This window comes from Cobetia crustatorum, from assembly GCF_000591415.1.
Classification (GTDB): Bacteria; Pseudomonadota; Gammaproteobacteria; order Pseudomonadales; family Halomonadaceae; genus Cobetia; species Cobetia crustatorum.
The window spans coordinates 1-19,091 of record NZ_JEMF01000029.1 but is presented as its reverse complement, the minus strand read 5'-3'; the positions used below and the strand labels follow the sequence as shown (position 1 = coordinate 19,091).

The following is a 19,091-nucleotide window of genomic DNA, read 5'->3' as shown; positions in this document are numbered from 1 at the left end:
TTGTTTGTTTGTTTGTTTGTCGAAGCTTAGCGATTCGTGTCTCACTACCACGAGACAGCGATCAGGAAGTCCCAATACATGGATGAACGTAAGGCTTGCGGTTCAACCACTCGATCAACTCTGGAAGCCGCTTGGGCCGTGCATAGCGGAAGCCCTGCACCAGATGACACCCCATTTCGATCAATAGGCGTTCCTGCTCGGCGGTTTCGACGCCTTCTGCCAACACCTCCATTCCCAAGCTATCTGCCAGAGAAATGGCGTGAGACACGATGGCCCGATCGCGTGAGTCATGATCAAGGCAACGCACGAATTGTTGATCAATCTTGAGGCGACACGCACGCAAGTCACGTACATAGAGTAATGATGCAAAGCCGGTCCCAAAATCATCGATAGCCAAGCGCACACCACGGTCAATCAGGCCAGTCAGTCGCTCTACGACACGATCGAGATCCGGCACGCGTGAGGATTCGGTAATTTCGAGCTCTAGGCGCTCCGGGGCAAAATCATGCCGCGCCAGTGCCTCTGACACCCGCGCCGGGAAACCGGGATCACGGAACTCCTGCGCTGAGACGTTGATGGCCACCGATAGCGGTTTGCCATCTGGCGTGACCAAATCTCGCGTCGCCAGGAATGCTGTATCCATGACCCGCGCCCCGACCGTACCGATCAGCCCATACTGCTCGGCCAGTGGGATAAAGCGTCCCGGGCCGATGGTGCCAAGCTCCGGGTGATCCCAACGTACCAGCACCTCAACGCCGACTGCCTGCCCACTGACAAGGTCAAACTGCGGCTGGAAGGCGAGATCGAGCTCTTCAAGGTGCTCACGCAGATCACTGGTCAGACGGTAATCATTGAGATGACGCATATGAGCTCCCGGCGAGAACACATGCCACGGACCACACACATCGATATCGTCGTGCTCGCCGTGCAGCATGGCCAGTTCTGCCAGATGCATGAGTCGGTAGGCGCGTCGCGCATGTAGCGGCGCAAGACTGATACCCACCCGCGCTGTCACCGGCAGCATCTTGCCATCCAGGCGCATCAGCGTGACCAACCGCTCGCATAGCTCACTGGCGCGAGCGATCAACGCCGCTTCATCGCCCTTGAGGAACAATGCAAAGGCATTACCCAACGGACGACAGACCAATGCATCGCGATACTGCAGTGACATGGACTCTGCCATGCGCTCCAACAGCGGGTCTATTCGTTCAGCACCATGGGCGGAGTTGATGATTTCCAGGTGCGTCAGAGATAGATAGATGATGCCACCATCGGTAGCCTCCTCAATCAGCAACTCATCTACCTGGGCATTGAAACGGTCACGTGACAAAAGGTTGATCGGCTGCAAACGACGCAATGCAATCAGTGCCTTGTCGTCGAGACCGGACGCTCTTGCTTCTGCCAATCCCGAGAAAGGAGCCTTGAGACGCACACGGCGCTCGCTCACCGGCTCCAGGCGCGGACGAGCCAGCCCGAAGAGTTCTTGCCAGCCGCAGGTATTAGCGATCAGTTGCTCATCATCGAACACCGCTATCCTCCACGGAAGATTGGTCTGCTGTACTAACAACCAATCACCAAGTCTTCCGGTAATGCCGACAAGCCAGAAATTCGGCTGACCACTCAAGCCACAGGGCTCTGGCATGCGAGGCACAGGAGATGGCAGCTCTGGCTGGTTATCCACTTGACGGGCGCGCGGAGAACTCCAGGCTAGCTGGCCGAAACGATCATAGATCCACAAGGGTTCTTCAATGGAAGACAGCAGTTTGATCAGGATATCGAGAGGCACGTTTACCCCGCCTATAGTGACAAAGAAAAATCCTTTCGGCCCTGTTCGACAGCGCCTTCAGCAGCACGCTGTTTTCACCACCAAGAATGAGACAAGACAACTCGGGTTACGGTGAATCCATCAACAGATACACGGTGTCGCCATACAAAAGCACACACAAGAATTCTATACACGAATAATAGTCACTTGAGTCTATGCCAAGCCATAGGAAAGGTACCAAGGCTATTTTCTCGACAACTCAACGCTTGGATCTCGACCATGGCATTCCGAGTCGCGTAAAGCCATGTATAACTTGTGTTGCGGCATCTCGCGTCAGTAGCATCAGGCGGTGCGGAAGAGTAGGATAGGCGCCCGTTTCGCCCGGACCGGATCCCGGGCGCGAATCCATCGGTCAAAGAAATTCTCCGTCATGACTCAACACGTCCCGAATTCCGCTACACCCTCTAGCACTCCTGCCACTGACATGGTGTCTGCGCCACGCGCGGTCGTCATCTATTCCGGTGGCATGGACTCCTACACTGTACTGCATCAGGCATTGAAGGAAGGCTTCGAGGTACATGCTCTTTCCTTCCATTACGGCCAACGTCATTCACGTGAACTCGATGTCGCTCGCGCGGTATGTGAATCACTGGGTGTGGCACATGAAATCGTCGATATTCGTGCGATTCATGGCCTGATCAGTAACTCTGCGCTGACCAATGCCGATCAGGCGATGCCGAAGGCTGACTACGACGAAGCCTCGATGACCTCGACCGTGGTGCCTAACCGCAACATGATCCTGCTGTCATTGGCCATCGCCAAGGCGGTCAATATTGACGCCGATGTCTGCTTCTACGGTGCTCATGGTGGGGATCATGTGCTTTATCCGGACTGTCGCCCTGAATTCGTCGACAAGATGAATGCAGTCGCCGCGATCGCCAATTTCTCGCCAATCGAGATCCGTGCGCCCTTCTTGCACTCGCGCAAGGATGAAGTCCTGGCCGCTGGCATCGCCATGCAACTCGACTACAGCCAGACCTGGACTTGCTATGAGGGTCGCGAACTTGCCTGTGGCGAATGTGGTAGCTGCCGTGAGCGCTTAGAGGCATTTGCCAGCCACGGCCTGAGCGACCCACTTGGCTATGAAATGCCTGCGACAGCCAAGGGCACGGACACTCTCTGATGTATACGGTAAAGGAAGCTTTCTACACCCTGCAGGGCGAAGGTGCTCGCGCAGGGCGCGCCAGCGTGTTCTGCCGCTTTGCCGGCTGCAATCTGTGGAGTGGTCGCGAGCGCGACCGTGACACGTCTGTCTGTCGCTTCTGCGATACCGACTTTATCGGCACTGATGGCCAGAATGGCGGCAAGTTTCGCGAGGCGCAGTCGCTCGCGGATTTCCTCGCAAGCCTATGGCCGGAGCACTCAGGCATTGCGACACCCTATGTCGTCTTCACCGGCGGGGAGCCACTGCTGCAACTGGATAGCGTCTTGATAGACGCCATGCATGCTCACGAATTCGAGATTGCGGTAGAAACCAATGGCACGGTTATCCCGCCAGCAGGTATCGACTGGCTGTGTGTCAGCCCCAAGGGCGCTAGCACTCTGATCGTCAGTGCCGGCGATGAGCTCAAACTCGTCTATCCGCAGCCCGAGGCATTGCCAGAGCGCTTCGCTAGCCTGGATTTCACCCACTTCTATCTGCAGCCGCTGGACACCTCCGCACTGGAAGCACTGCCAGCGCCCGCTGCCGCGCTGGCGCATTACCATGAAGTGCTGGCCCGCGAGACGCCCATGACGCAGTGCGTCAACTACTGCATGGCCAATCCTCAGTGGCAGCTGTCGCTACAGACTCACAAAATCAGTGGTATCGATTGATGAAAGCAATGATCACCAAGACCCTGTTCGTCAGGGCACTGACAGCGTTGGATGCCTCCACCTGGAGCAACACGCGCGGCCTGTACGGCCTCAGTCAGCATCTTGATATCGAACTGGACGGCGAAGTTGGCCACGATGGCATGCTGTTCGACTTCGGCAATGTGAAGCCATGGGCCAAGGGGCTTATCGATCAGGATGCGGACCATACCTTGATCGTGCCAACACTAGCGGAAGGTGTCAGTGTCACCGATTGCCCCGAAGGGCTGTCACTGCGCTTCACCCAGCCCTACGCCATGGAAGTCCGTGGCCCACGTCAGGCTTTCTGCCTGCTACCCGTCGCCGAGATTACCGACGAGGTGATGACTCAGCACTTCGAGAAGCTGCTGATGCTCAGGCTTCCGCCACGCGTTGATGCCATTCGCGTCAAGTTGCGCAACGAAGTCATCGACGGCGCGACCTACACCTATAGCCATGGCCTGCGTCATCATACGGGCAACTGCCAGCGTATTGCGCACGGCCATCGCTCACCGCTGATCATCGAGCGCAACGGCGAACGCGATACGACACTGGAAGCAGAGTGGGCCGAGAAGCTGCATGACAGCTATCTGGCGGAAGAGGCGGACCTGTTCGACCGCCCAGGCCGTGACATGGTGTTCAGCTACGAAGCACCGCAGGGCAAGTTCCGCATTCGCCTGCCGCGTCAGCGTGTCTGGCTGCTGCCAACGCCGACCACCATCGAATGGATCGCCGACTGGTTGGCTCGCCAGATCGCACTCGAGAGCGGTGATACGATCCGTGTCGAGGCCTACGAAGGCATCAACAAGGGCGCCATCGCCCTGCACACGCCTGAAAGCGCTCGCCAACCCCTGGTCATGCCTACGCTGGATACATCCAGAGAAGAGGTAGCAGGCAATGAAGCCTCATGAACCACAACACGGCCACTGATCCCGCACCCGGCTGTCGTGCCGGGTGCGGTGCCTGCTGCATTGCGCCTTCGATCTCGAGCGCCATTCCCGGCATGCCCGATGGCAAGCCGGCAGGCGTACGCTGCATTCAGCTCGACACTGACAACCTGTGCAAGCTCTTCGGCCAGCCGGAGCGTCCGGCGGTGTGTGGCAACTTCGGCTTTGACCGTGAGCTGTGTGGTGATGGCCGCGATGAAGCACTGCGCCTGATCGGTGAGTGGGAACGCCTGACCTGACCCTCCTGCGCCCCCATCAGGCCACCTCACCGGATGCTCTCAACAAACAACACGGCTGCTGTCCAGATGAAGAGATCTAGCGGAAAAAGCTGAAAGGCTCCGCTGCCCCGTCACTGCGACATGCCAACAGTGCCTGAGTCAGCATCGCTGTCTCGCCAAAGGGCGAGGCCACGCTGCTATCCATGGGTGACTGGCCATCCGAGTGCGAGGCAATCAGCTCCAGACGCGAATCCTGTCGCCAACTTGAAGGCGATAACTCAGCTCGCCCATTGGCACGGTTGTAACTACGCCAGCCCTCCTGCACATGAAAGACTCCTTTCACTCGCCATTCGCGCGGCAAGCCATCCAGCCACTGGGTCAGACGGTCGAGATCAAATACCTCAGCGGGAGCCAGTCGCCAGCCGATGCTGGCATGCCCAAGGCGCTCTGCCTGCTCGATCACCGGCGCACCAGGCAAGGGGATTACGGAAGATGAGGCATCAGAAGGCGGCGAGGAACGCGATGCATCAACCGCGTCACCGTCCTGCGGTAGAGTCGATGCTAGACGAGCACTGGCATGCGCCACGCGATGCTCGGCAGGCATTGCAAGTCCTGCAAACGCCTGAATATCTTCCTCTGTCTCGATACCGTTTATCAGCCATTCGATCAGCGTGGCATCATCCCCTTCTCTCATCGCCTGCGGAGCACCTTCTGCATCGCGACCCAGCTCTGCGATCCAGCGTTTGCGTGGCCATAGCCCTTCCAGATAATCATGGGCTGCCGTCAGCTGCTGAGGAGTCGACAGATCACGCTTGCTCAGCACAACGCCACCGGCCAGGCTCAACTGATCCTGGAAGGTGCCATGTTCGAACGTGCGTGCATCCTCCAGAGCCCGAGGGTCAAGCAGCGTAATCACCTCCTGCAGCACTAATGCTGAGGCCAGCCCTTCCCCACGCAACACATCGATCAAGCCTGCCGGATGGCCCAGCCCCGATGGCTCGATGATCAGTCGATCAGGGCGCGCCTGATGGATCAAGCTGACCAGACCCGCTTGCAGCACGAACGCCAGCTGACAACACATGCAACCGCCGGGCAATCCTTTGACGGTGATGTCATCGCGCTCAGCGAACAGCGCCTGATCGATCCCCACCTGCCCGAACTCATTGACCAGGATTGCCCAATGTTCGTCCGCAGGCTTGGCAGCGACCAATGCCTGTATGAAGCTGCTCTTGCCGGTGCCGAGAAAACCGGTAATCAGATGGACAGGAATGGGCCTGAGCGGCGCACGTGAATCCAAGGGCATGGAAGAATCTCCGCAGCAGGAAAAGCAATTGGTACGCATCAATTGTTACATAATAACAAAACTTACCTGACAGTCACCCACAAACTGAGCTTCCTGAACGCACAATCCCCCCGCCACCGGAGTGACGAGGGGATTGAGTATCGACGAGCGCCTGGTATGCCGCCAAGCAGCGCGCGTCAGGCAGCGCGCGTCAAAATGCGGCGAGCAACGTCAGGGGTGATATCACCGTGCTCACCGATGGCAGTAAAGCCGTGACGGGTCAGATTCTCGACCAGTTTGTCGATGCTATCAGCCGAGATGCTGGCCTCACTCAACGACACTGGGGCACCCATGCGTGTGAAGAACTCACGCGTCTTGACGATGGCAGCCCGTGCAACGCTCTCGTCATCGCCTTCCAATGCCCAGACACGGCGGCCGTACTGGGCCAGCTTGGCGCGCTTGGCCTCGAACAGCTCCTCCCACAGCGCCGGCATCACGATGGTGAGAGTGCGACCGTGATCAACGCCATGCAGTGCAGTGATCTCGTGTCCGATCATGTGCGTAGCCCAATCCTGCGGCACACCACGACCAATCAAGCCGTTGAGACCCAGATTGGCGGCCCACATGATATTGGCACGTACCGCCAGGTCATCCGGCTGACTCAGCACCTTGGGGCCTTCCTCGATCAAGGTCATCAGCAGCCCTTCCGAAAAGCGGTCCTGCACTGGTGCATTGACGGGATAGGTCAGGTACTGCTCGCTGACATGAATGAAGGCATCGACCACGCCATTGACACTCTGGCGCTCCGGCAAGGTCAGAGTCGTTGCGGGGTCAAGCACCGCGAAGCGCGGATATGCCAGCTCGCTGAACATCGGCAGCTTGTCGTGAGTCTCATAGTTGGTCACGACGGCATTGCCGTTGGATTCGGAACCGGTAGCCGGCAGCGTCAGTACGACACCCAGTGGCAGCGCCGTCTGCGGATGCTTGCCTTCAGCAAGGATTTCCCACGGGTCGCCTGCATGGCACGCCGCCAGTGCCAGAAACTTGCTACCGTCAGCCACGCTGCCACCGCCAACGGCTAGCAGAAAATCGATCTTCTCGCGCTTGATGACGTCCAGCGCCTCCAGCAGGGTATGGTAGCTCGGATTGGGCTCGATGCCACCGAAGCTCCACCATTCACGCCCCTCAAGAGCGCTCTCGATCTGGTCCATCACGCCATTACGCTTGATGGAACCACCACCATAGGTGACCAGCACGCGGGCATCTGCGGGAATCTCATCGCGCACCTTGGCAATCTGGCCAGCACCGAAGTGGACACGGGTCGGGTTCTGATAGGTAAAGTCTTGCATGTTGCGCTCCTCGCGACGTCAGCGACAGTGCAGGGTTCCATTACGGACTCAATGCCAGCAGGTGTCGTCTGACGCGATATATCGTTTTCGGGGTAAGAGCGATGGGTGGCAAGACAGGTAACATCGCCGCCTATCGCTACAGATGCTGAGGAGCATTCTACCGACAGAACTACGACTAAAGGAGAGGGTGATGCTCACGTCTTTGATTCCATACCGGCATCAATAGAGTTATCACCACTTTCTGAAATACCCTCTCAAGTCTTTCATGGCCGTACTGATGACATAAAAATGGCCCGCCGAGGCGAGCCATTTTCATCAGCTAGAACGATCAAGCAACCGCTTACAGACGCACTAGCATCTTGCCTTTGTTGGCACCGGTGAAGAGCTTCAGGAACGCATCTGGCGTCTGCTCGAGCCCTTCTTCGACGGTCTCTTCATACTCGATCTCACCCTTGGCGACGAGCGGCCCTACTTCTTCGAGGAAACGAGCATAGTTATCCCAATGCTCGAAGACGATGAAGCCCTGCATGCGAGCACGGCGTACCAGGATCATCGCGAGGTTCGCAGGGCCTTCCACCGGCTGAGTGTCGTTGTAACGCGAGATCATGCCGCAGACAGCGATACGTGCACCGACGCGCAGGTTATTCAACGCCGCCACCAGACAATCACCGCCGACGTTCTCGTAATAGACATCGAAGCCGTCTGGGCAAGCATCATGCAATTCTGCTGTCAGTTGCTCAGCGTTCTTGCCTTTGTAGCTGACCGCCTTGACGCCACGTGCCTCAAGCCAATCAAGTTTCTCCTGACTACCGGCGATGCCGACGACGGTGCCGCCCTTGGCCTTGGCCAGCTGTACAGCAAGAGAACCCACCGCGCCAGAGGCGGCACTGACCAGCACATTATCACCTTCTTTCATTTCAGCGATGATATTGAGACCTGTCCAGGCGGTCATGCCTGGCATGCCCAACACGCCCAGATAGGCCTGATCCGGCACTTCGATGCTCGGCAGCGCCTCAACCTGATCAGCCGACAGCTGAGCAATATCACGCCAGCCATCCATATGACGCACCTTGTCACCGACTGCGAAGCGGGAATCACGTGATTCGATCACTTCCCCGACGGCAGCGCCCTGCAGCGGAGCATTCAGCTCAAAGGGGTCAATGTAGGTTTTTACACCACTCATACGGCCCCGCATGTAGGGGTCGACAGATAACCAGGCATTACGAACACGAACCTCGCCTTCAGCCAGTTCAGCCAGTGCCTCTTCACGCAGCTTGAATAGCTCGCGCTCCGGAGTGCCTGTCGGATAATCGGTAATGGTGAAATAACGTGTCTGCATGGGATGCTCCTTGCGAGTAGGTCTGTCGAATCATCACGTTGATCTGCTCAATGTGACGATAGCCGCTGGTAATCGTTCCACCAGCGGGAAGATGCCGCCAGATTACTCGCGATCGAGTTATCACACCAATGCCAAAAACTGAATTCCGGTATGCGCAAGGCTGATATCATTGGTGGTTGAAAATCACTGCCGATTCCCCAAGCGAGCATTCCGCTCGCCTCTCGGATTGGCTTTCTTCACGTTGGTCTTTTCTACACTTGGAGACTGTCATGCACTTGGCCGAATTGGCACGCCATGATCTCAATACACTCGTGGCACTGCATGCCCTGCTGGAGACGCGAAGTGTCTCGCGGGCCGCAGAGCGCCTGAACCTGAGCCAGCCTGCCGTCTCACGCACACTCGGACGCTTGCGTGAAGCCTTTGATGATCCACTCTTTGTACGCGCTCAGCGCGGCCTGCGCCCTACCGCGCGCGCTGAGGCACTACAACAGCCTCTAGCGCGTCTACTACAGGCGCTAGGCGCGCTATTGGCACCGCCGGAGTTTTTCCCGGCGGATAGCCAGCGACGCTTTCAGCTGGCGACCACAGACTATGGAATGCATGCATTCGTCGCGCCACAGATTGCGCCTCTGCATCGTGAAGCTCCAAACGTGCGTCTCGATATTCAAGCCTACGGTGGCAATGTCGAACAGCAGCTGGATGAAGGAGGACCTGAACTTGCGATGTGCGTGCCGACTGCCAAAGTTCCGGCAGGAGTGCACGGGCGAGAAATTGGAGCGGATCACTTTGTCTGTGTCATGCGCAAGGACCATCCGCTGGCTACCAAGCCCACGTTGAGTCTTGACGATTTTCTGGTGGCGGGTCATCAATTGATCAGCATGGGCGGCGATGAACGTGGCGCGGTAGACCTGGCACTCGCTGAGCAAGGCTTGAGTCGCCAAGTCGTCCTGCGCCAGCCTCACTTCCTCGCTGCTTTCAGCGTCACCTGCCACAGTGACTTGCTGCTCTGTGTGCCTGGCTGTCTAGCCGCCAGCATGCTGGAACAACTACCTTTGACCATCAGACCACTGCCGATCGATATCAATAGCTTTTCCTACTGGCTGGTATGGCATGAACGTCTGCATCACGACGCTGGGCACAGCTGGCTACGGCAACGGCTATCTGCAGGCATCCAGGTTCGTCATCGTGAGCTGACACAGCGACTCCGCCATCTCCTTAACGTCTGACAATAAAGGCAGGCGAGGTCGCATTAATTACGCATGGACTTCTACAGACATAAAAAACCGCCACCCAAAAAAGGTGGCGGTTTTTTATACTCTCGAACAACTAATGTTTACTTACGTTCGATGTCAGCCCGCTCACGCAAGGATTCCTGTAGTCCCTGCACCGCTGCCTGCGCTTGCAGGCGACTGGCGAGGCGCGACAGGAACTGATCCATCTCGCCTGGCTCGGATTCACCAACATCCGTCAGTTCAATCAGCGCAATACCGTTCTTGAGCACTGCATGACCGTATACCGACTTGCCACCCTGCGGATGAGCCAGCGCAAAGGCCTGCTTGACAAGGCTTTGTGGAAGCTGGGAGTCGGCCTGGCGGCTAACATCCTTGGCCTCGCGCCAATCAATACCATCAACCTGCTGTCCATCACTCAGGGTTTTCAGGTCTGACTCGGCCAGGGCCTTGAGCGCATTGGTGGTCTTGTCGGCAGTTGCTTCACGCTGCACCTGCTGCTTGACCTCATCAAAAGCCAGTGTGGTAGCAGGGCGCTGCTCAGCCACACGCAGTACCAGACGACGACTGTCATCCAGCTCGATCACATCGCTGTTGTAGCCTTCCTTGAGCACTTCATCATCGAAGGCAGCAGACATCACGCCAGGCTCTGATAGCAACGCATCATCAGTATCCTGTGCGACCCAATCCGTCTGCTGCAGCGGTAGGTCGAGATCCTTGGCAACACTCTTGAGGTCATCTGCCGCGAAGCTCTCATCCTTCAGCTGCTGCGCTTTCTCGTTGAAGGCATCGCGTGAGGCCGACTGGCGAGCATCCGTCAGCAGCTCGTCACGCATGTCATCAAACGAGGCGATATCCAATCCCGTCACCTTGATCAGGTGCAGGCTGTCGCCGGTATCGACGATATCGGAAACCTGGCCTTCATCCAACGCGAAAGCAGCATCATCAAACTCTTCACCGAAGATGCCTCGCGTGATGACGCCCAGCTCTCCGCCTTTATCAGCCGTGGAGCTATCTTCAGAAACGCTTTCAGCCACCTTGGCGAAGTCTTCACCAGCAGCCAGCTGCTCACGCGCTGCTTCAAGCTTGCTTCGCGAAGCCGCCACGTCATCGCCCTTCTCGACCATGATGTGCGCGATCTCACGCGGCGCTTCAGCACGTTTTGCAGCGTACTCGGCCTGCAAGGTCTCGTCAGTGACTTCACCACCTTCCGCAAGCTCTGTCTGATCGAGCAGCACGTAGGCCAGCTTGACCTGCGCGGGGCGGCGATAGTTCTCCTGGTGGCCGTCGTACCAGGCCGTCAGCTCGTCATCGCTGAGCGTGACCGGCGTTTCCAGATCTGCACTGCTCAGTGTGGCGTAGCGGAAGCTACGGGTCTGGCGCTGAAGCTTGCTCAGCGCTTCTGTTTCGCTCGGCAACACGAAAGCGCTACTAGCAAAGCCTTGACGCAGCTGCTCACGCAGAGTGTCGCTGCTCAGTTGCTGACGGAAGGACGTCGGCGAATAGCCAGCGCTGGCCAGGCGGTTACGGAAGACATCGGCATCGAAGCGCCCCTTGTCATCCTGAAACTCAGGAAGGCTCACGATCAGTTGATCGAGCTGGGCATCCGAAAGATGCAGACCACCCTCTTCTGCATACTGATCCAACAGGCGTGAGTCGATCATCTGATTGATGATTTGAGTGCGCGCTTCACGCTCCTGCTCCGGCGCCACCTGGCCAGAACGAATAGCACGCTGTACTTCAGTTTCTACCGACTGACGGCTGATCTTGTCACCGTTGACGGTCGCCACCTCATCGCTGCTGCCAGTAAAGGCACCAATGATGGACTCGACGCCAAAGAAGGCAAAGGTGACAACAATAAAGCCAACGATCGTCTTGGCCACCCAGCCATGCGACCGGTCTCGAATTCGTTGCAGCATGCAAGCCTCGAACTACAGGGATAGGAATGGCCACAAGGGCCGCGACTCAGTGACTGATGATTATACGCATGCCGCCAGCAGATGCAGGTGCCTTTCAGCTACCGAATGATAATGGCTGGGCATCAGTCATGAAAACAGTCACAAAAAAAGCGCATCGCCAGGCGATGCGCTTCGGTATCTTGGTTCCGACCCGGCAGACAATGAAGCACCTGACGAATCGGAACCGCGTCACCGGGAGCCTGCAACGCAGGCAGACCTCAGTTGACGGCGTCTTTCAGTGCCTTGCCTGCTTTGAAGCTCGGCACCTTGGCAGCACTGATTTCGATCGGAGCGCCAGTCTGCGGGTTACGGCCAGTACGAGCAGCACGATCCTTGACAGTAAAGGTGCCGAATCCGACCAATGCCACGGTCTCACCTTTTTTCAGGCTATCAGTGACGGTGTCGACCATCGCATCGAGTGCACGGCTAGCTGCTGCTTTCGGAATATCGGCAGATGCAGCAATGGCTTCGATCAGCTCGGATTTGTTCACTATTCACCCCTTGAATTTGCAAAAATTACCAGAAATCAGCGCGAGAAATACGGATACCAAACACGATCGCGACGATGCGGAGTTTATAGCAACGCCCTCAAACGACTGTCAAGCAACCTCACGCGCAAAACCGCACCATACCGCCGTTTCGACAGCGGCATGGCCGAAAAAATCCGTCAATGTGTACTGATCATTGTCTGACGACCACTTGCATCGTCTGACCGAGTTTCATCCTTCTCAGCAGAAGGCTTTTCTGCTAGAGCGACCTCAAGAACCTCATCAATCCAGCGCACCGGCCGAATATCGAGTGCATCCTTGATAGTATCCGGGATCTCTTTGAGATCACGGCGATTTTCCTCGGGAATCAGTACCAGCTTTATACCACCACGTCGGGCTGCCAGCAATTTCTCCTTGAGCCCACCGATCGGCATGACTTCGCCACGCAGGTTGACCTCACCGGTCATGGCCACATCACAGCGCACGGGTCGTCCGCAGTAAGCGGACACCATCGCAGTGACCATTGCAGCGCCCGCACTGGGGCCGTCCTTAGGCGTAGCGCCTTCCGGCACGTGAATATGCAGATCTTCCTTCTCGAAGCGCTCAGGCGCGATACCGAAGGCTTCTGCACGTGCACGTACGACGGTGTGTGCCGCGCTCACGGACTCTTTCATGACATCGCCCAATGAGCCGGTCTTGCTGATCCGCCCCTTGCCAGGCGTCACGACGGATTCGATGGTTAATAATTCGCCACCCACCGACGTCCAGGCCAAGCCAGTGACACGACCAATCTGATCTTCTGCATCAGCCAAACCGAAGCTGTACTTGCGCACGCCAGCATAATGCTCAACCTGCTCAGCTTCGAGGTGCATTGAGGCCAGTGCACCTTCCTTCGCTTCCGCTACGACACGCTCACGCACGATCTTGCGACATACCTTGGCAATCTGACGCTCCAGCTCACGGACACCCGCTTCACGGGAATAGTAACGAATCAATTCCAGCACGGAGGCTTCACTGAACGTCAATTCACCTGGCTTGAGGCCATTTGCCTTGAGCTGCTTAGACACCAGATAGCGCATCGCGATGGCGAGCTTCTCGTCTTCGGTGTAACCCGGCAGACGGATGATCTCCATGCGGTCACGCAGCGGGCCCGGAATATTCATCGAATTGGAGGTACAGATGAACATAGCTTCGGACAAATCATAGTCAAGCTCGAGGTAATGATCTGCGAACTTGTCGTTCTGCTCCGGATCCAACACTTCGAGTAGCGCCGACGCCGGGTCGCCACGATGGTCCATGCCCAGCTTATCGACCTCATCGAGCAGTACCAACGGATTCTTCACACCCGTCTTGGCCATGCGCTGGATGATCTTGCCCGGCAATGCGCCAATATAGGTACGCCGATGGCCACGAATCTCGGATTCGTCACGCACGCCGCCCAACGCCATACGCGTGTACTGACGATTGGTCGCACGGGCGATGGACTTGCCCAACGAGGTCTTGCCGACCCCGGGAGGGCCTACCAGACACAACACCGGCCCCTTGAGCTTCTTGACGCGCTTTTGCACGGCGAGATACTCAAGAATGCGTTCCTTGACCTCATCAAGTCCGTAATGGTCTTCGTCGAGCACGCGAGAGGCGTGATCGAGATCATGGCGGACGCGAGTGCGTTTTTTCCACGGCACGTCGCACAACCAGTCAAGGTAGGTGCGCACGACAGTCGCTTCAGCAGAGGTCGGGCCCATCATCTTGAGCTTGTTGAGCTCTTGATTGGCCTTGTCCTCTGCCTCTTTCGGCATGCCAGCGTCCTTGATACGACGCTCGTACTGCTCAACCTCATTGGGTACGTCATCCAGCTCACCCATTTCTTTCTGGATGGCCTTCATCTGCTCGTTGAGATAGTACTCGCGCTGTGACTTCTCCATCTGCTCCTTGACGCGCGTACGAATGCGCTTCTCGACCTGCAGCAGGTCGATTTCCGCTTCGATCAACGTCATCAAGTGCTCGATGCGGTCGCGCACCTTGTCCATCTCGAGCAGCGCCTGCTTGTCATTGATACCCAACGACAAGTGCGCACTGATGGTATCCACCAGTCGGCTCGGGTCTTCGATACCCTGCAGGCTGCCCAGTACCTCGTTAGGCACTTTCTTGGACAACTTGACGTACTGCTCGAACTGATTGAGCAGCACACGCACCAGCGTCTCCTGCTCACGCTCGCTGAGCGGCTGGCTTTCACGCAGGACGACATCAGCAATGCTGTGGCCGTCTTCGTGCAGACGAATATCCTTGATATCAGCGCGCGAATTGCCTTCGATCAGCACCTTGACGGTGCCGTCCGGCAGTTTGAGCAGCTGCATGATGTCAGCAACGGTACCGATGGCGAACAAGTCTTCCGACGTCGGATCGTCCTGACCGGCTTCACGCTGCGCAGCCAGCAGGATTTTCTTGTCACCTTCCATGGCCACTTCGAGGGCCTGGATCGACTTCTCTCGGCCGACGAACAGCGGAATCACCATCTGGGGATAGACCACCACATCCCGCAACGGTAGCAGCGGAAGTGTCAGGGTCTGATCATCGTTCTGCTCCATGGCAGACGTTCCTCGGTATTCGGTGGGTGGGCCGCGTCACGCGGCTCTCGGATTCAGAGACCATGGGGGCAAGGTCATGATTTTGCAATGATCCCGACACCTGTAGCGGTAACTCAACGCTAATTGAAGCCACAGGACGATGATCAATCACATTGTCAGAGGTCACGATGAGTATCCGCATACGCAACGGGGGGCCTTGCGGCCCCCCGTTGGTGATACTCAGGCCTGGACGCGTTAGCCGTCCTTGCCGGCCACCTTGTCCTGACTTTCTTCACTCTTGGAGTAGATCAGCAATGGCTTACTGTCACCGAGGATGACCGACTCATCGACCACCACCTTGCTGACGCTCTCTTCAGAGGGAATGTCATACATGGTATCGAGCAGCACAGACTCAAGAATCGAACGCAGGCCACGTGCACCGGTACGACGCTCGATCGCCTTGCGTGCCACAGCACGCAGCGCATCTTCACGCAGGTCCAGCTCGACATCTTCCATCTCGAACAGACGCGAGTACTGCTTGACCAGCGAGTTCTTCGGTTCCGTCAGAATCTGCACCAGCGCATCTTCATCCAGCTCGGTCAGTGTCGCGATGACCGGCAGACGACCGACGAACTCAGGGATAAGACCAAACTTGACTAGATCACTCGGCTCGACGTCTGCCAGCACACGCCCAACGGTTTTCTCATCCTGCTTGCTCTTGACCTCAGCATTGAAGCCGATGCCACCCTTCTCGGCGCGCTCACGGATGACCTTGTCGAGACCCGCGAAAGCTCCCCCTACGATGAACAGGATATTCGCCGTGTTCACCTGCAGGAACTCCTGCTGAGGATGCTTGCGGCCACCTTGCGGCGGCACCGAGGCAGTAGTGCCCTCAATCAGCTTCAACAGCGCTTGCTGCACGCCTTCACCGGAAACATCCCGCGTGATGGACGGGTTATCAGATTTGCGTGAGATCTTGTCGATCTCATCGATGTAGACAATGCCACGTTCGGCCTTCTCAACATCGTAATCGCACTTCTGAAGCAGCTTCTGGATGATGTTCTCGACATCCTCACCGACATAACCTGCTTCGGTCAGGGTGGTCGCATCCGCGATGGTGAAGGGCACATTCAACAGACGTGCCAGCGTCTCGGCCAGCAGCGTCTTACCGCTACCTGTCGGGCCGATGAGCAGAATGTTGGACTTACCCAGCTCCACCTCGTCCCCAGTCTTCTGACCGGCACGCAGACGCTTGTAGTGGTTGTACACTGCCACGGACAGCACACGCTTGGCGCGGTCCTGACCGATCACGTAATCGTCGAGAGTCGAACGAATCTCACGCGGCGCCGGCAGGCGATCATCATCACCTTCGGCGTCGGCTTCAAGGACCTCTTCGCGAATGATGTCATTGCACAGATCGACACATTCGTCGCAGATGTAGACGGAAGGTCCCGCGATCAGCTTGCGCACTTCATTCTGGTTCTTGCCACAGAAGGAGCAGTACAGCAGTTTGCCGTTCTCGTCCTTACCTTTGCCGTCAGCCATTCGCGTACCTCTCAATGGCGGCGACTCCCCCGGGGAGTCGCCGGAAATGCATGTTTGCCGACGTCAGGTCAGCCGTGTACGAGGAAGATTATTCCACGTCAGGACGGCGTTCCAGCACGGCGTCGATCAGGCCGTACTCCATTGCCTGATTGGCGGCCATGAAGTTGTCACGGTCGGTATCACTGGCAATGGTATCGAAATCCTGGCCAGTGTGATGCGCAAGAATACGATTCAGCTTCTCGCGGATGGTCAGGATTTCCTTGGTATGGATCTCGATATCCGTCGCCTGACCCTGATAGCCGCCTAGCGGCTGGTGGATCATGACGCGTGAATTCGGCAGAGCGTAACGCTTCTCAGCCGCACCGCCGGCCAACAGCAGTGCACCCATACTTGCAGCCTGACCAATACACACGGTCGACACGTCGGGCTTGATGAACTGCATGGTGTCGTAAATCGCCATCCCTGCAGTCACCGATCCACCCGGCGAGTTGATATACAGATGAATGTCCTTGTCAGGATTTTCAGACTCGAGGAACAACAGCTGAGCCACCACGAGGTTGGCCATGTAGTCCTCAACCGGACCGACAAGGAAGATCACCCGTTCCTTTAGCAGGCGGGAATAGATGTCGTAGGCCCGTTCGCCGCGAGCATTCTGCTCGACAACCATCGGAACCAGACCGCCAGCATTCTTGATGTCGAAGTCGTTCATGGGGGCTTCCTTCATCCGATGACGTTGATATCCATTGAGCATGCCACTTTACCCCGCCCACTGACCAGAGACCCGGCCGTAGCCGGGTCCTGATCTAGCAAGCAAAAGGGGTAGACAGGATTTAGGCCTGCTCGCCTTCTGCTTCAGCAGTCTCTTCTTCTGCTTCTTCCTGCTGCTGAGCGGCTTGCAGGGCTTCCTGGTAGGACATGGTAACGTCCTTAACCTGAGCCTGTGTCAGCAGCTTGTCAACGGCCTTCTCTTCCAGCAGAACAGACTTGAGCTGGTTACGCGCCTGTTCGTTAGACGTGTAGTACTCAGTGACCTGGGTCGGGTCCTGATACTGCTGAGCCATTTCGGCAACACGCGCTTTCAGCTCGTCTTCGCTGACATCCATTTCGCTACTGCTGACGACTTCGCTGAGCAGCAAGCCAGTCTTGACACGCTGAACCGCTTGATCCTGGAACAGCTCAGCTGGCAGCTGGGAGACATCGAAGTCTTCGCCCAGACCAAACTGCTGTGCAGCTTGACGCTTCAGGCCGTCGATTTCCTGATCAGCCAATGTCTGCGGCACCAGGATATCGTTAGCTTTGGTCAGTTCGGCCAGCACTTGCTGCTTGACGCGATTCTCGATCGCGTTCTTCAGCTCACGCTGCATGTTCTTCTTCACTTCGACCTTGAAGCTTTCGACGTCAGTCGCTTCCAGACCGAACTGAGTGATGAACTCCGCATTCACTTCCGGCAGTTCCTGAGCCTTGATGGCGTGGACCTTGACCTTGAAGGTCGCTTCCTGACCGGCGAGGTGCTCAGCCTGGTAGTCAGCCGGGAAGGAAACCTTGATTTCCTTTTCGTCGCCAGCAGCGGCGCCGACCAGCTGCTCTTCAAAGCCCGGGATGAAGCTGTTGGAGCCCAGCACCAGCTCGTGACCTTCAGCCTTGCCGCCTTCGAATGCTTCTTCACCGAGGAAGCCTTCGAAATCGAGGTTGACCTGGTCGCCATCGGCAGCAACGCGCTCGACGTCAGTCCAGGTAGCATTCTGCTTGCGCAGAGTCTCGATCATTTCTTCAACATCAGCATCGTTCACTTCAGCCTGCGGACGCTCGATTTCAGCGCCGTCGATCGGCTTCAGGTCGATTTCCGGATAGATTTCCAGAGTTGCAACAAACTCCAGGTCCTTGCCAGCTTCATCGACAGTCGCGTCGATTTTCGGCCAGCCAGCCGGGTTGAGTTCGTTTTCAGTGACGGCGGTCACGTAGTGCTGGCGCATGATTTCGCCAACAATCTCGTTACGCACATCTTTACCGTAACGCTGGTGCACCACTGCCATCGGCACGTGGCCCTTGCGGAAGCCGTTCAGACGAACGGTCTTGGCGGTTTCCAGAAGACGGGCGTTGACGGCCTGGTCGACTTCAGAAGCCGGCACCGTAATGGTGACCGTGCGCTCGATCGGAGAAGTCGTTGCGACAGAAGCTTGCATGAAATTTCCTCTACCCACTGGTGGCGTTCGAATCATAAAGGCGAAGATTGTAGAAACCCCGCCACGCGCTGGCAAGCGCGGATATGACATGCCATATGGTGCCTTGGTCCAAGATTTTCAAGGAACCAGGCCATTTTCTGCTCTACTCAGCCGTTCTGCGGACGCATCGTGTGCGTACCCGCTCGAAATTTGCGTGAGTGGAACAGTGCGAAAAACACGAAAAAAGGGGGAGAAAGCCATTGGCCTTCTCCCCCTTTTGCGGCATGCCGCCCGCCCAAGCGGGCCAGGCAGCATCCTGATATTCATCGAGAAATGGGGTGGATGATGGGGT

General features: G+C 57.1%; 15 protein-coding genes. 5 read left to right on the top strand and 10 right to left on the bottom strand.

The window, feature by feature from the left end; genetic code table 11:
- Nucleotides 1-61: 61 nt before the first annotated feature.
- Nucleotides 62-1,786: a putative bifunctional diguanylate cyclase/phosphodiesterase gene (locus BF12_RS0107950; protein WP_024951819.1), complete on the bottom strand. Its 1,725-nt coding sequence runs from the start codon at nucleotides 1,784-1,786 to the stop codon at nucleotides 62-64.
- Between the two features lie 463 nt (nucleotides 1,787-2,249).
- On the opposite strand from BF12_RS0107950, the gene queC reads away from it, so the two are divergent.
- Genes queC through BF12_RS19215 form a run of 4 tightly spaced genes read left to right on the top strand, consistent with a single transcriptional unit; the run spans nucleotide 2,250 to nucleotide 4,841 of the window.
- Nucleotides 2,250-2,948 (top strand): 7-cyano-7-deazaguanine synthase QueC, encoded by a 699-nt coding sequence (queC, locus tag BF12_RS0107945; RefSeq protein ID WP_024951818.1) that lies wholly within the window; start codon nucleotides 2,250-2,252, stop codon nucleotides 2,946-2,948.
- Nucleotides 2,948-3,640, top strand: coding sequence for a 7-carboxy-7-deazaguanine synthase (gene queE / locus BF12_RS0107940; RefSeq protein WP_024951817.1), 693 nt, complete (start codon nucleotides 2,948-2,950; stop codon nucleotides 3,638-3,640). The genes queC and queE overlap by 1 nt, the downstream gene beginning before the upstream one ends.
- An 8-nt stretch (nucleotides 3,641-3,648) precedes the next feature.
- Nucleotides 3,649-4,566 carry a hypothetical protein gene (locus BF12_RS0107935; RefSeq protein WP_024951816.1) on the top strand — a complete coding sequence of 306 codons (918 nt, stop codon included), beginning with the start codon at nucleotides 3,649-3,651 and terminating at the stop codon, nucleotides 4,564-4,566.
- Nucleotides 4,563-4,841 carry a YkgJ family cysteine cluster protein gene (locus BF12_RS19215; RefSeq protein ID WP_024951815.1) on the top strand — a complete coding sequence of 93 codons (279 nt, stop codon included), beginning with the start codon at nucleotides 4,563-4,565 and terminating at the stop codon, nucleotides 4,839-4,841. Before BF12_RS0107935 ends, BF12_RS19215 begins: the two co-directional genes overlap by 4 nt.
- Nucleotides 4,842-4,917: 76 nt before the next feature.
- On the opposite strand, the gene BF12_RS0107925 is transcribed toward BF12_RS19215, so the two are convergent.
- The 3 genes from BF12_RS0107925 to BF12_RS0107915 form a co-directional block, all read right to left on the bottom strand.
- Nucleotides 4,918-6,123, bottom strand: coding sequence for a CobW family GTP-binding protein (locus tag BF12_RS0107925; protein ID WP_024951814.1), 1,206 nt, complete (start codon nucleotides 6,121-6,123; stop codon nucleotides 4,918-4,920).
- Between the two features lie 176 nt (nucleotides 6,124-6,299).
- Entirely contained in the window at nucleotides 6,300-7,451 is a 1,152-nt protein-coding gene (locus BF12_RS0107920) for an iron-containing alcohol dehydrogenase (protein ID WP_024951813.1), read from the bottom strand.
- A 340-nt stretch (nucleotides 7,452-7,791) separates the two neighbouring features.
- Entirely contained in the window at nucleotides 7,792-8,790 is a 999-nt protein-coding gene (locus BF12_RS0107915) for an NADP-dependent oxidoreductase (RefSeq protein ID WP_024951812.1), read from the bottom strand.
- 269 nt (nucleotides 8,791-9,059) lie between these two features.
- Between BF12_RS0107915 and BF12_RS0107910 the strand changes: the two genes are divergently transcribed.
- A complete protein-coding gene (locus tag BF12_RS0107910; RefSeq protein ID WP_051510832.1) occupies nucleotides 9,060-10,016 on the top strand; it encodes a LysR family transcriptional regulator in 957 nt (318 codons plus the stop codon).
- A 107-nt stretch (nucleotides 10,017-10,123) separates the two neighbouring features.
- Here the strand turns inward: BF12_RS0107910 and BF12_RS0107905 are convergent, their stop codons facing one another.
- From BF12_RS0107905 to tig, 6 genes are all read right to left on the bottom strand, one after another.
- Nucleotides 10,124-11,938: a SurA N-terminal domain-containing protein gene (locus BF12_RS0107905; RefSeq protein WP_024951810.1), complete on the bottom strand. Its 1,815-nt coding sequence runs from the start codon at nucleotides 11,936-11,938 to the stop codon at nucleotides 10,124-10,126.
- 257 nt (nucleotides 11,939-12,195) lie between these two features.
- Complete coding sequence (hbs, locus tag BF12_RS0107900; protein WP_024951809.1) at nucleotides 12,196-12,468, bottom strand: non-specific DNA-binding protein Hbs; 273 nt, start codon at nucleotides 12,466-12,468, stop codon at nucleotides 12,196-12,198.
- Nucleotides 12,469-12,644: 176 nt separating this feature from the next.
- Nucleotides 12,645-15,053 (bottom strand): endopeptidase La, encoded by a 2,409-nt coding sequence (lon, locus tag BF12_RS0107895; RefSeq protein WP_024951808.1) that lies wholly within the window; start codon nucleotides 15,051-15,053, stop codon nucleotides 12,645-12,647.
- 234 nt (nucleotides 15,054-15,287) lie between these two features.
- Nucleotides 15,288-16,577: an ATP-dependent Clp protease ATP-binding subunit ClpX gene (gene clpX / locus BF12_RS0107890; protein ID WP_024951807.1), complete on the bottom strand. Its 1,290-nt coding sequence runs from the start codon at nucleotides 16,575-16,577 to the stop codon at nucleotides 15,288-15,290.
- An 88-nt stretch (nucleotides 16,578-16,665) separates the two neighbouring features.
- On the bottom strand, nucleotides 16,666-17,286 hold the full coding sequence (gene clpP, locus BF12_RS0107885) for an ATP-dependent Clp endopeptidase proteolytic subunit ClpP (RefSeq protein ID WP_024951806.1): 621 nt from the start codon (nucleotides 17,284-17,286) through the stop codon (nucleotides 16,666-16,668).
- Between the two features lie 121 nt (nucleotides 17,287-17,407).
- Nucleotides 17,408-18,760, bottom strand: coding sequence for a trigger factor (tig, locus tag BF12_RS0107880; RefSeq protein ID WP_024951805.1), 1,353 nt, complete (start codon nucleotides 18,758-18,760; stop codon nucleotides 17,408-17,410).
- Nucleotides 18,761-19,091: the final 331 nt, after the last annotated feature.